9 protein-coding genes and 1 tRNA gene are annotated in these 13,520 nt (G+C 68.8%); 5 read left to right on the forward strand and 5 right to left on the reverse strand.

Annotated elements, in window-relative coordinates:
• The 3 genes from ACTXPP_RS05620 to gltB all read right to left on the reverse strand — a co-directional run.
• A partial coding sequence (locus ACTXPP_RS05620; RefSeq protein ID WP_301497222.1) for a LysE family translocator occupies window positions 1-706 on the reverse strand: 706 nt, incomplete at its 3' end.
• Between the two features lie 180 nt (window positions 707-886).
• Window positions 887-2,464 carry a glutamate synthase subunit beta gene (locus tag ACTXPP_RS05625; protein WP_301497220.1) on the reverse strand — a complete coding sequence of 526 codons (1,578 nt, stop codon included), beginning with the start codon at window positions 2,462-2,464 and terminating at the stop codon, window positions 887-889.
• On the reverse strand, window positions 2,464-7,077 hold the full coding sequence (gltB, locus tag ACTXPP_RS05630) for a glutamate synthase large subunit (protein WP_443341344.1): 4,614 nt from the start codon (window positions 7,075-7,077) through the stop codon (window positions 2,464-2,466). The genes ACTXPP_RS05625 and gltB overlap by 1 nt, the downstream gene beginning before the upstream one ends.
• A gap of 657 nt (window positions 7,078-7,734) precedes the next feature.
• Here gltB and ACTXPP_RS05635 point away from each other — a divergent pair.
• On the forward strand, window positions 7,735-8,505 hold the full coding sequence (locus tag ACTXPP_RS05635) for a hypothetical protein (protein WP_301498217.1): 771 nt from the start codon (window positions 7,735-7,737) through the stop codon (window positions 8,503-8,505).
• Window positions 8,506-8,597: 92 nt separating this feature from the next.
• On the forward strand, window positions 8,598-9,308 hold the full coding sequence (locus ACTXPP_RS05640) for a L,D-transpeptidase (RefSeq protein WP_443341277.1): 711 nt from the start codon (window positions 8,598-8,600) through the stop codon (window positions 9,306-9,308).
• A 46-nt stretch (window positions 9,309-9,354) separates the two neighbouring features.
• Here ACTXPP_RS05640 and ACTXPP_RS05645 read toward each other — a convergent pair.
• Window positions 9,355-9,442: transfer RNA gene (locus ACTXPP_RS05645), tRNA-Ser, on the reverse strand.
• A 162-nt stretch (window positions 9,443-9,604) separates the two neighbouring features.
• On the opposite strand from ACTXPP_RS05645, the gene ACTXPP_RS05650 reads away from it, so the two are divergent.
• Together ACTXPP_RS05650 and ACTXPP_RS05655 are read left to right on the forward strand one after the other, a co-directional pair.
• A complete protein-coding gene (locus ACTXPP_RS05650; protein ID WP_443341279.1) occupies window positions 9,605-10,027 on the forward strand; it encodes a hypothetical protein in 423 nt (140 codons plus the stop codon).
• A 57-nt stretch (window positions 10,028-10,084) separates the two neighbouring features.
• Window positions 10,085-11,074 (forward strand): NAD(P)H-quinone oxidoreductase, encoded by a 990-nt coding sequence (locus tag ACTXPP_RS05655; RefSeq protein WP_301498532.1) that lies wholly within the window; start codon window positions 10,085-10,087, stop codon window positions 11,072-11,074.
• A gap of 4 nt (window positions 11,075-11,078) precedes the next feature.
• Here ACTXPP_RS05655 and ACTXPP_RS05660 read toward each other — a convergent pair whose 3' ends face one another.
• Complete coding sequence (locus ACTXPP_RS05660; RefSeq protein ID WP_443341282.1) at window positions 11,079-12,359, reverse strand: aminotransferase class V-fold PLP-dependent enzyme; 1,281 nt, start codon at window positions 12,357-12,359, stop codon at window positions 11,079-11,081.
• A gap of 247 nt (window positions 12,360-12,606) precedes the next feature.
• On the opposite strand from ACTXPP_RS05660, the gene wzm reads away from it, so the two are divergent.
• On the forward strand, window positions 12,607-13,509 hold the full coding sequence (gene wzm, locus ACTXPP_RS05665; RefSeq protein WP_443341285.1) for a galactan export ABC transporter permease subunit Wzm/RfbD: 903 nt from the start codon (window positions 12,607-12,609) through the stop codon (window positions 13,507-13,509).
• Window positions 13,510-13,520 lie beyond the last annotated feature (11 nt).

Genomic DNA, 13,520 nt, shown 5'->3' on the forward strand with positions numbered 1-13,520 from the left:
AGATTGCCCCGATTATTCCCTCGAACACCAGGAATGCACCGAGGAGCAGGAACACCACACCGGCGACGATGTCGATCCAGGCGCCCGCGCGCTGCAGGGCGCGGGACAGGCGCGGCACCGACACCATCCACGCCACGGCAACGAACCAGGCTATACCTGTGGCCAGCAGCATCACCAGGATGATGCCGCGCATCGCCCAGCTGGTGTCCGGCGGGACGAAGCCGGCGAAGACCGCGCCGAAGAACACCAGCGCTTTCGGATTCGCCAGGTTGGTGGCAAGACCGAGACGCCAGGCCTGGGCGGTGGTGACGCGGAGGGTGGTGGCGGTCGGGGTGTTGTCGGACGCTGCGTCCCCCATCACTGCGTCCTGCCCATCCTGCCCGTCCTGCCCGGCAGCGACCACGGTGCGAGCCGACCGGCGTTCGGCCAGCCCGGAGCGCAACGCGCCCTGTCCCATCCACATCAGGAAGGAACCGCCGACGAGGAAGAGGACGGTCAGCACCCAGTCCACGGTATTGGCCAGGGTGGACAGCCCGAGCATGCTGGCGACGATCCACAGGGTGTTGCCGGTCATGATGCCCAGGGCGCAGGCGACACCGTTGCGCCGCACCGCCCCCAGCCGCAGGATCTGCACCAGGTCCGGACCCGGCGAGGCGATAGCCAGCAGCCAGGCGACGAGGATGCTGAGGAGGGCGGCGCTGGTCATATGAGGTCAGTGTACTCAGTGCGCCGGCCCCCTCTGCGGCGACCTACGGTAGTCCGACGGCAGTCCAACCACGGCAGCACGCAACATAGACGGAGAGGTCACTTTTCAGGGCTCAGAGTGACCTCTCCGTCTATGTTGCGTTGTGCCAGGCTCAGCAGCGCGGGGTTCAGCCCAGCCGCGCTACACGCTCAGCGGCGCGTCCGACGGGGCGACCGGGTTCGGCAGCGCGGTCTCGCCCATCAGCACCCGGTCGACCTCCGCGGCACAGGCACGGCCCTCGGCAATGGCCCAGACGATCAGCGACGCGCCACGTCCGGCATCACCGGTGGAGAACACCGGGGCGTCGAAACCGGCCTCGCGGATCCCCGGGGTCTCCGGCCACCAGCTGCGGTAGTTGTCGTCGCGGACCAACCGGCCACGCGCATCCACCGGCAGCCCCAGCTCGGAGACGATGCCCTTCTGGTCCGCACCGGTGAAGCCGACGGCCAGCAGCACCAGGTCAGCGTCCATCACGACATCGGTGCCCGGCAGGTTGACCATGCCGTCCGGCGTCCGCTCGCACTGCGCGGCGTGCAGGCCGGTGACCTTACCGTCCTCACCGGTGAGCTCCACGGTGTTGATACGGAAGTCCCGGTGACCCAGCGGCTCACCCGGGGCCCGCGACGCCAGCCCCAGTGCGGCGATCTCATCGGCGGACTCGTTACCGGTGATGGTGTACTCGCCTTCTTCATGGGCGGTGGCCACGCGCCAGATCTTCGGCCACACCGGCCACGGGTTACCGGCGGTGCGGTTCTCCCCCGGCGTCGGGTTGTAGTCGAACTGGCGGACCGAGGCGGCACCCTGACGCAGGGCGGTGCCGAAGCAGTCCGTGCCGGTGTCGCCGCCGCCGATGATCACGACGTTCTTGCCACGGGCGGTGATCTCCGGCTCCTCAATATCACCGGCGACGACCCGGTTGGCCTGCGGCAGGTAGTCCATCGCCTGGTGAACGCCGTCGAGCTCACGGCCAGCGAAGGAAACCTCACGCGGGACGGTCGCGCCGACGGCCATGACCACGGCGTCGAAGCCGGCGAGGTCCTCCACCGACGGGGAGATGCTGGTGCGGAAGATGGTGCCCTCGGCCTCCATCTGCTCGATACGCCGGTCGATATAGCGGGCCTCGAGCTTGTAGTCCGGCACGCCGTAGCGCAGCAGGCCGCCGATGCGGTCGTCCCGCTCGAAGACGGTGACCCGGTGCCCGGCGCGGGTGAGCTGCTGGGCGGCGGCCAGACCGGCGGGACCGGAGCCGACCACGGCCACGGACTGGCCGGTGGAGAAGCTGGCCGTCACCGGCTTCACCCAGCCGTGCTCGTAGGCGTGCTCGACGATCTGCAGCTCCACGGTCTTGATGGCGACCGGTTCGCCGATCCCGGCGCCGGCGCCGATGCCCTCGATTCCGAGCACGCAGGCACCCTCGCAGGGGGCGGGGCAGATGCGTCCGGTGAACTCGGGGAAGTTGTTCGTGGCGTGCAGCCGGTTGTAGGCCTCCTCCCAGCGGCCGCGGCGCACCAGGTCATTCCACTCGGGGATGATGTTGCCCAGCGGGCAGCCGTCGTGGCAGAAGGGCACACCGCAGTCCATGCAGCGTGCGGCCTGGGTCTCGACGTCACTGTCGGCCATGTGCTCGTGGACGTCCTTGAAGTCCAGCAGGCGCAGCGGGACGGGACGGTTGGCCGCCTCCTTACGGCGGTACTTCATGAATCCGTGCGGGTCAGCCATTACTTCACTCCTTCCATGATGGCGGCGTTGATGCCGTCGGTGTCGAGGCCGGCATCGCGGGCGGCCTCGATGGTCTGCAGGACGCGCCGGTAGTCGCGCGGCATGACCTTGATCAGTGCGCAGGGGTCCACGTCGATGGTGGATCCGGTGAGCTGGCGGTGGCGGCCGATGGTGTCGACCAGCCAGTCGAGCTCGGCGGGGTCGGCGGTGTCGGCCCGGCTGCCGACCAGCTCCACGTCGACGAGTTCGGGGTTGATGCGCTTGGCGATGCCGTCCAGGCCCGTGCCGTCGTCCAGCAGGTAGGCGATACCGCCGGACATGCCGGCGCCGAAGTTCTCGCCGACCGGGCCGAGGTTGATCACCCGGCCGCCGGTCATGTACTCGCAGCCGTGGTTGCCCATGCCCTCGACCACGGCGGTGACGCCGGAGTTGCGGACGCAGAAGCGCTCGCCGACCGCACCGCGGATGAACATCTCACCGGAGACGCCGCCGAAGCCGAGCACGTTGCCGGCGATGACCTGGTGCTCGCCGACCGCGGCGTCCCGGTCGTCGGGGCGGATGGCGATGGTGCCACCGGAGAGTCCCTTGGCGACGTAGTCGTTGGCGTCGCCGAACAGGGTCAGGGTCATGCCCTTGGGCACGAAGGCTCCGAAGGAGTTTCCGGCCGAGCCGGTGAAGGTGAGGTTCACGGTGCCGTCCGGCAGTCCGTCTCGTCCGGCGACCCGGCTGATCAGTGAGCCGGTCATGGTGCCGACCGAGCGGTTGACGTTGGCGATCGGGTACGCCAGGTCGATGCTGGTGCCCTCACCGGCGGCGGCGCGTCGGATGGTCTCCTCGGCGGCGGCGCGGATCTGGTTGTCCAGCGCGCCCTCCAGGCTGTGGTCCTGCTCCTTGGTGCGGTGGCGGTCCTGGTGCATGAAGGGGCTGTCGGGCTGGTGGAAGATCGGGGAGAGGTCCAGCGCGCCGGCGGTCTTGTGGCTCTTACCGTCGCTGCCGCCGGTGCCCGTGATCTCCCTGCTGCCGTCGCGCAGGCACTCGGAGTGGCCGACGGCTTCCTCCACGCTGCGGAAGCCGAGCTCGGCGAGGTACTCGCGGACCTCTTCGGCGATGAAGGTGAAGAAGTTGACGACGTGCTCGGCCTGGCCGGTGAACCGCTTGCGCAGGTCCGGGTTCTGGGTAGCCACGCCCACCGGGCAGGTGTCCAGGTGGCAGACGCGCATCATGATGCAGCCCTCGACGACCAGCGGTGCGGTGGCGAAGCCGAACTCCTCGGCGCCGAGGAGGGCGGCGACGATGACGTCGCGTCCGGTCTTCATCTGGCCGTCGCACTGGACGGTGATGCGGTCACGCAGGCCGTTCATCAGCAGGGTCTGCTGGGTCTCGGCGAGGCCGAGCTCCCAGGGACCACCGGCGTGCTTCAGCGAGTTCAGGGGGGACGCACCGGTTCCGCCGTCGTGCCCGGATATCAGCACCACGTCCGCATGTGCCTTGGAGACACCGGCGGCGACGGTGCCCACGCCCTGCTCGGCGACGAGCTTGACGTGGATCCGGGCGTCCGGGTTGGCGTTCTTCAGGTCGTGGATGAGCTGCGCCAGGTCCTCGATGGAGTAGATGTCGTGGTGCGGCGGCGGGGAGATCAGGCCGACACCCGGGGTGGTGACACGCACCTCGGCGATCCACGGGTAGACCTTGTGCGGCGGCAGCTGGCCGCCCTCACCGGGCTTGGCTCCCTGGGCCATCTTGATCTGGATGTCGGTGCAGTTGTTGAGGTAGTGGCTGGTCACGCCGAAGCGTCCCGAGGCGACCTGCTTGATCGCCGAACGACGCCAGGTGCCGTCGGCCTCCGGCTCGAAGCGGGCGGGGTCCTCGCCGCCCTCACCGGAGTTCGACATGCCCTTGAGCTGGTTCATCGCGATGGCGAGGGTCTCGTGGGCCTCGGCGGAGATGGAGCCGTAGCTCATCGCGCCGGTGGAGAACCGCTTCACGATCTCGCTGACCGGCTCGACCTCCTCGACGGGGATCGACGGGCGGTCGGAGTGCAACTCGAACAGGCCACGCAGGGTGGCCAGGCGCTTGGACTGGTTGTCGACCTTCTCGGAGTACTCCTTGAAGATGCGGTAGGCGCCGGTGCGGGTGGCGTGCTGCAGCTTGAAGACGGTCTCCGGGTTGAACAGGTGGTACTCGCCCTCGCGGCGCCACTTGTACTCGCCACCGATCTCGAGCTCCCGGTGGGCAGCCTCCTCGGGCCGCGGCAGGAAGGCGAAGCGGTGACGCACGGCGACGTCGGCGGCGATCTCGTCCAGGCCGATGCCGGAGATCGGGCTGAAGCAGCCGGTGAAGTAGTCGTCGAGGACGCGCTGGTGCAGGCCGGTGACGTCGGCGAGCTGTGCGCCACGGTAGGACGCCACGGTGGCGATGCCCATCTTGGACATGATCTTCTGCACGCTGGCGGTGGCGGCGGCGACGAAGTTGTCGCAGGCCTCACCGGTGGTCAGCTCGCCGAGCTCACCACGGATGCGCAGCTCGTCGATGGTTTCCATGGCCATGTAGGGGTTGATCGCGTCCGCGCCGAAGGTCAGCAGCATGGCGAGGTGGTGGACCTCGCGGGCGTCACCGGACTCGATGATCAGCGACGCCCGGGTGCGGGTGCGCTCGGCGACGAGGTGCTGGTGGACGGCGCTGGTCAGCAGCAGGGAGGGGATCGGGGCGAGGCGCTCGTCCGACTCACGGTCGGAGAGGATGATCAGGGTCGCGCCGTCGGCGATGGCCTGGGAGGTCTCACGACGGACGCGCTCGATGGCCTCGCGCATGCCGCGGCCGCCATGGGCGACCGGGTACAGGCCGGAGATCACCGCGGAGCGGAAGTCGCCGAGGCCCTCGTGCCGGCCGGCCTCACGCAGGGTGAGCAGGGCGGAGTTCTTCAGGACGGGGGTGTCCAGGTGGATCCGGTGGGCGGCCTCAGGCACCTCGGTGGTGATGTCGACCTGGCGTCCCAACTGGGTGAACATGCTGGTCACCATCTTCTCGCGGATGGAGTCCAGCGGCGGGTTGGTGACCTGGGCGAAGCGCTGGGCGAAGAAGTCGAAGAGCATCCGGGGACGGTCGGACAGCGCGGCGATGGGTGTGTCGGTGCCCATCGAGCCGAGCTCCTCGGCACCGGTCCTGGCCAGCGGCGCGATGAGCAGGTCGACATCCTCCTCGGTGAAACCGAAGACGCGCTGACGCAGCACCACACGCTCGTGGCTCATCGGGTCGTACTGGGCCTGCGGCAGGTCACCGAAGCGCACCAGGTTCTCCTCGACCCACTGACGGTAGGGCTTGTCGGCGAGGGCGGTCTTGATCTCCTCGTCCGGGATGATGCGCCCCTGCTTCGTGTCAACGAGGAACATACGGCCGGGCTCGATCCGGCGACGCTGGACGATCTCCTCCGGCGGCACGGGCAGCAGGCCGGTCTCGGAACCACCGATGACCAGGCCGTCGCGGGTGACCCACACGCGTCCGGGACGCAGGCCGTTGCGGTCGAGCACCGAGCCGATGACGGTGCCGTCGGTGAACACCAGGGCGGCCGGGCCGTCCCACGCCTCCATGAGGGAGGAGTGGTACTCGTAGAAGGCGCGGACGTCCGGGTCGATGTTGCGGTGGCGCTCCCAGGCCTGCGGGACGGTCATCATCACCGCGTGCGGGAGGGAACGTCCGGCGAGGTGGAGCAGCTCCAGGGCCTCGTCGAAGCGTCCGGTGTCGGAGCCGGCGGGGTCGCAGATCGGCAGGACGCGCTCGATGTCGCCGAGGGCCTCCGAACGGATCTGGGACTCGCGGGCACGCATCCAGTTCTCGTTGCCGCGCACCGTGTTGATCTCGCCGTTGTGCGCGAGCAGACGGAAGGGGTGCGCCAGCGGCCAGGACGGGAAGGTATTCGTGGAGAAACGGGAGTGGACGATCGCCAGGGCGGACTCGACACGCTCATCCTGCAGGTCAAGGTAGAAGTCCCGCAGCTGCGGGGTGGTCAGCATGCCCTTGTAGACGATGGTCCGGGCGGACAGCGACGGGAAGTAGATGGTGTCTGCGCCGGTGCCGGAGCCCGGGCCCTTGGAACCGAGCTCGCGCTCGGCGCGCTTGCGGACGAACCACACCCGGCGGTCCAGCTCGATGCCCTCCAGGACGTTGCCGGCAGCGTCCGTGCCGGAGAGGAAGAGCTGGTAGAAGATCGGCTCAGCGTCGCGGGCCATCGCACCCAGAGCGGAGTCGTCGACCGGGACCTCACGCCAGCCGATGAGGTCGAGCTGCTCCTCGGCGATGATGGATTCCACGGCGCGCATGGCGTCGAGGGCGGCCATGCGGGAGGCCGGGAGGAAGGCGATACCGGTGGCGTAGGTGCCGGCGGCGGGCAGCTCGATGCCCTGCTCGGCGAGGACCTCCCGGTAGAAGCGGTCGGGGACCTGCAGCAGGATGCCCGCACCGTCGCCGGTGTTCTTCTCGGCACCCGCGGCACCGCGGTGGTCCAGGTTCACCAGTGCCCGGATGCCCTTGTCCACGATGTCGTGGGTGGCCCGGCCGTGCATGTCGGCGACGAACGCGACACCACAGGCGTCGTGTTCGCGGCTCGGGTGGTACAGGCCCTGGGGACCGGGTGCTGTCGTGGCTACCGTTCGGGCGGTGCTTTCTTCTCGACCTGCGGTGCGTGCCTCAGCGTTCGGGTGTCGTGCCTCTGTTCTGGTCACGGGGGTAGTCAACCTCCATTCGTGGATCGGGACGTCCTTTTGTGTCGCACCGGTCAGGGTGCGGACGCCTGCCTGCACCAGCTCGTCCAACTGGCGCACAATGCGGAAGTCTCATTATGTGGCACGATTATTTCGGGTGCGTTAACGGGCAGTTTCTGGTGCGTCACCCGGCCTGCATTCCCGGTGCGATCTTCGCCGCATACACCTACCTCTGCTCCTGCGGGATGGTGTCGGGCGATGTCAGATGATGTCGGGCGGCGTCAAGTGGTCTCCGGCGATGTGGGGTGAGGTCGGGTGATGTTGGATAGGTGGGACCATTCGATGGGTTACCCGGGCCAGGGCGACGATCCGTCCCACTTATCCGACACGTCTACGGGGGCTGGGGAACTAAGGCTACGGAGGGGTCATTTTCGAGGACGATAAGTGACCTCTCCGTCGGCTTTGTTCTGGTCGCGGTCCCCGGCGGTCCGGGTCGGGAGCCGGCGGTCCGGGTCGGGAGCCGGCGGTCCGGGTCGCGGGGGATCACGTCCCCGTCGAGTAGCGTTGGTGACCGTGAAAGACCCCCTGCGTATTCCCCGAGTCCTCGACGCTGTCCGCAGCGTCTGGGAGGCCCAGCCCGACCTGACCCTGCCGCAGGTCTACGGCATCCTCGAGACCAGGGGCATCGCCTGGAACTCCACCGACGAGGAGGTAGTGGAGGTGTTGGACGCTCTGGCGTCCGAGCGTCCGGCACGGTTGCCGGCGGACCTGACGGTCGGTTCCGGCGGGTCGGGGCGCTTCCTCATCGACACCGAGCAGCCCGCGCACCGGGTCACCATCGACGACACCTGGGCAGCGGTGCGTCCGGCGCGGTCCGGACCGACACCGCGGGCCGGGCGCAAGAGGGGCTCCGGCGGCTCCGTCAGTGCCGAGATGCCGCAGCCCACGGTGTGGCGCCACGGCGGGGTGCGCGCGGCGAGTGTCGGCGGGCCGCTGACGATCCTCGACACCGACGGCTTCGTCCACCGGTTCGGGCTGGTCAGCCGGATCAGCGCAGTGGACGCCCCGGCTGGCCCGGTGACCTCGCTGAGCGGACTGCGGCGCGATGCGCTCGACGGGCACGTCTACCACCTGCAGCTCGTCGGCGATGAGTTCGCTGGGGCGAGCCTGGTGGTCGACCGGACACTGTGGCTGTTCGACGTCTCCCGGCGCGCAGTGGACCGGGACAGTTTCCGCTGGATATCGCTGGTGACCGCCGAGGTCGGGGAGGACGTCCGGGTGAAGCTGGCCGACGGGACCACGCTGCGACTGCCGGAGCTCGAACGCATCACGGTGCTGGAGTGAGATGAAACATTTTGCCGGGCGCGTACGGTGGAAGTAACGACATCCTCGACACCAAAACGCACGGGAGTGCCTGAAAGTGAAGGTGAGTTCCGATGAACACCATCGGTCGACTCATGAAGTTGTTCATCGGTGCCGTCGCCATGGTGGCCGCGTTCGCCGTCGCCCCGGCAGCGACCGCTGCCCCAGGTGACGGTGGTGACGGTGGCTCCCCCGGCGCCACGGCCACCCAGACCCAGACGGTCGCCCAGTCGCTGCCGTCGATCCCGGGCCTGGGTGACCTGCCGGACGTGCGTGACCTCTCGGGCGTCTCCGACCTGCAGAGTTCCATCGAGGACGCACTGCCCGGGTCGCTGCCCCGACCCGGTGGACAGGCACCTGCCCCGTCCCCCGCACCACAGCCGCAGCCGCAGCCTCAGTCTCGGTCGGCTCCGTCGACGCCCTGCTCCGCCCAGGCCCGGGCCTGCGTGAGCCTCGGCAGCCAGCAGGCGTGGCTGCAGGACGGCGCCGGCAATGTCGTGCGCGGTCCGGTCCAGGTCAGCACCGGCAAGCCCGGGTTCGAGACCCCGCCGGGGACGACCCGGGTCACCCGCAAGGTGGTCGACGAGTGGTCGCGCCCCTACAACGCGCCGATGCCGTATGCGGTGTACTTCTCCGCCGGGTCGACCTACCCGCACGACATCGGGATCGCCTTCCACGAGGGCGCCCCGACGGTCCTCTCGCACGGTTGCGTCCGACTGTGGCACGACGACGCCGTCGCCTTCTTCAACCACCTGCAGGTCGGCGACATGGTGCAGGTGGTGTAGCCGGCCTGTAGCCGGTCCGTAGCCGGTTGTCCCCCACGACAAAGTTTGGCGGAGACGAGGGGATTTGAACCCCTGGACGATCTCTCGTCGCTGGTTTTCAAGACCAGTGCATTCGGCCGCTCTGCCACATCTCCAACGCTGCGTATCTGGCCTGGGCCGTCGCAGCGGACCCAGTGTATCGCACCGGCGCCGGGAAACACCGAACCACCTCGTACAGCCGTCGATCCCCGGGTCTGCCTCCCCGACTCGCGGCTGTGCCACAGCGGCGGAACACGGTTTTGGGGTAGAACGGTCCCATGAACAGATCAGCCGCCCGTTCAGCTGACCACGACCCCGGAGGCGTCCCGTCCCGGACATGGGCGATCATCGGCGGTGTCGCGGTCGTGGCGTCCTTCATCCTGCTGCCGATCGCGGCACGGGTGGGCGCCACAAGCTCGGCTGACACCGCCTTCGTGCTCATCCCCCTGACCTGGCTGCTGTTCTCCTGGGGGATCCTCGGTGGGATCGTCAATGGTACCGGGCTCAGCACCCGTCACCGGGCGACGCTGTGGCAGGTGATCGCCGGCGCGGTCCTGGTGGTGCTGGGCATGTGGTTCGGACGCCAGGACGCCGGAGAGCCGGTGATCTTCGGCCTCGGGCTGCTGGTGTACCCCGGTGTCGCGCTGATCATCAACCCCATGATCCTGCGGGTGGTCCGCCGCCGACGCTCCGGCGGCTGACCCCCCCCAGGCTCCGACGGGCCCCCACGACGCCCGATGATCCGTACGCTGGGGAGTATGAAGGCCATCATCCAGACTGACCTGAACGACCCCTACTCCCTGTCCTGGCAGGAGACCCACACCCCCACACCGCACGAGGGCGAGGTGCTGGTGCAGGTCGCCGCCGCCGGGCTGAACCGCGCAGACACACTGCAGGCCAAGGGCCATTACCCACCGCCGAACGGGGTGTCCGAGATCCTCGGCCTGGAGGCCACCGGGATGATCTCCGACCCGAACGGCTGTACCCGTCCGGACGGCACCCCCTACGAGGTCGGCGACGAGGTCGGCGCGTTGCTCTCCGGCGGCGCCTACGCCGAGTACACCACCGTGCCGGTCGGCCAGCTCGTCCCGATCCCCGACGGTTTCAGCCTCGCCGAGGCCGCCAGTGTCATCGAGGTGGCCTGCACGGTCTGGTCGAACCTGATGATGACCGCGCACCTCGAGGAGGGCGACACCCTGCTGATCCACGGTGGTGGCGGTGGGGTGGGCATCTTCGCCATCCAGCTGGCCAAGTCGCTCGGCGTGCAGGTGGCGGTCACCGCCGGCAGCCAGGAGAAGCTGGACGTCTGCACCCGCTACGGGGCGGATGTGCTAATCAACTACCGCGAGGAGGACTTCGTCGCCGTCGTCAAGAGCATCGGTGGGGCCGACGTGATCCTCGACATCATCGGCGCGAAGTACCTCGACGGCAACATCTCGGCCCTGGCGCCGGACGGTCACCTGGTGATCATCGGCATGCAGGGTGGTGTGAAGGGCGAGCTGAACATCGCCAAACTGCTGAGCAAGCGCGGCAACGTCTCCGCTACCGGCCTGCGCTACCGCGACCGGGAGGACAAGGCCCGGATCGTCGCCGAGACCGTGGAGAACGTGTGGCCGCTGCTGGCCGACGGCACGATCACCCACCACGTCGACCGGGTCTTCGACGTGCAGGATGCCGCGGACGCCCACAAGGCGCTGCTCGCCGGGGAGATCACCGGCAAGGTCGTGCTCGAGGTCGCCGGCCTGTAGGCCGCTACACCATCCCGCCGACGATGCGGACCAGCAGGTCCACGTCGAACTGGGTGTTGTGCGGGGCCAGGGCCACGCACACCGCCCCGCCCATCTCTGCGACACCCATCTGGTCGAACAGCGCACTCTCCTCCAGACCCACGGTCTGGGCGACGACACCGTTGCTCAGCAACCGCTCCCCCACGCTTGCCGCCTCGATGCCCTGCACCAGGAAACTCACCCGCGGCAGGCGGTCGACGTGGTTTCCCTGGCGTCCCCAGGTGGAATCGTCGTGGGCGCCGTCGGACTCCCCGTCGACACCGATGACGTGCACCCGGTCCAGGTCCCGCAGCCCGTCGATGAGGTAGTCGGCCAGGCCCCCCAGGTACTCCGAGGTGGAGGCCAGCGACGTCGCCAGGCGCTCACGTCGGGTACCCGTGGCGTCCTCGTCCAACTCGGCGAGGTGGTTGACCACGGCGGGCACACCACCGAGCAGACCCGGTGAGATGCCGTCGCGCTCCAGCGCGGCGACCCGGCGCGCGGCCAGGGCCTGCGGGTCCGGGGTGGCGTGGCGTCCGCGGCGCGCCTCGTTCGTGTGCAGTTCGGCGAGCAGGGAGGGGTCACGGAAGACGAGCGCCCCGACCTCAGGGCCGCCCAGCGGAGCAATGTCGAGGGCGACGACGTCCGCACCCCAGGCCGCCATGTCGATCAGGCGGTAGGGGGCGTAGGCACCGGCGTCGACGACCAGCCAACCGTGCGACTTCGCGCGCAGCGTATCGGAGATCGCCCGGATGTCGGTGACCGTACCCAGGTGCGAGTTCGCCGCCGGCACCGCCACGATGGAGGTGTCCATGCTGATCAGGCTGGTGTACTGCCAGGCCGGGAGAGCGCCACTGGTCAGGTCGGCCTCCGCCCACTGCACCGTCGCACCGTAGAGGTCCGCGGCGAGCTTCCAGGGGGTGGAGTTCGCCGGGTCGTCGATGCGTGACAGGACGACCCCGCGTCCCATCCGCAGCTTGCGGGGCACCGCGGTCGCCAGGGTTCCCAGCAGGGCCGCCCGCGACGGGCCCAGCACCACACACTCGGGGGACGCACCGACCAGGTCGGCGATCGCCTCGCGCGCGGCGGTCACCGCGGCATCGCCGCGGGGACGTCCTGACTCCCCCTGCAGCGGCGCGGCGCGGAAGGCGCGCGCCACCGCGGAGCTGACCTTCTCGGGCAGCTGCGCCCGCTGAGCTGCGTTCAGATATGTCCAGCCCTCGGACGACGATTCGTAGAGTCCACGCACCCTGGCGATGTCGAACACTGTCCGTCGACCCCTTTCCATTGCTGTCTCGACCGCCACTGATACTACATCCCGGGCCGGACATCGGTAGAAGATGTCTGTCGGCAAGGCCGGCGCGGCGCAAGCGCGGAGCGGTCGCGGAGTGGTCGCGGAGTGGTCGCGGAGTGGTCGCGGAGTGGTCGCGGAGTGGTCGCGGAGCGGGTCGCACCCACCACCCCGGTTCGCGTGAGTTTCCCTCCCCGGCCCCACCGCGGGGTACCGTAATCCCGTGTCCGATTCCGAGAAAACCCCCGTCGCCACCTCAGCGGAGTACGAGCGTTTCGTCGCCGCTCCCGAAGGCGACTCCACACCTGTGTCGAAGTCCCAGACTCTCGGCGCCGCGTGGGACGACCTGAAACGCGGCTTCGGCCAGCGCGAACTCTGGCTCGTACTGGGCTGGCAGGACATCAAGCAGCGCTACCGCCGCTCCGTCCTGGGTCCGGTGTGGATCACCATCGCCACCGGTGTGATGGCCACCGCCCTGGGTCTGCTGTACTCCCTGCTGTTCAACATCGAGCTGAAGGAGTTCCTGCCGCACGTCGCCGTCGGCCTGATCCTGTGGAGCTTCATCGCCGGCTGCATCAACGAGGGCTCCCAGGTGTTCATCACCAACGAGGGCCTGATCAAGCAGCTTCCCAGTGCGTTGAGCGTGCACGTCTACCGGCTGGTGTGGCGGCAGTTCCTGTTCCTGCTGCACAACCTGGTGATCTGGCTGGTGCTGCTGGCGATCTTCCAGATCCCGGTCGGGTGGGAGGTGCTGCTGGCCATCCCGGGCCTGGCCCTGCTGGTGGCCAATGGCGTGTGGGTGTCGATGTTCTTCGGCATCATCGCCACCCGCTTCCGCGACGTGGCCCCGCTGCTGGAGTCCCTGGTGCAGCTGCTGTTCTACATGACCCCGATCGTGTGGATGGACTCCACCCTGAAGGACCGCATAGGTGAGCTCGGCAACAAGGCCTACCTGGCCGAGCTCAACCCGCTGTACCACTACATGGCCGTTGTCCGTGGCCCGATGATCGACCAGCCAGTCGAGCTGCGCTCCTGGCTGATCGTGATCGCACTGACCGTGCTGGGCACCCTGTTCGCCATGGTCTTCATGCGCCAGTGGCGCTCCCGTGTGAGCTACTGGGTCTAGGAAAGCAGGAG

Origin of the sequence: Candidatus Corynebacterium faecigallinarum (genome assembly GCF_052264515.1) — a bacterium.
GTDB lineage: Bacteria > Actinomycetota > Actinomycetes > Mycobacteriales > Mycobacteriaceae > Corynebacterium > Corynebacterium faecigallinarum.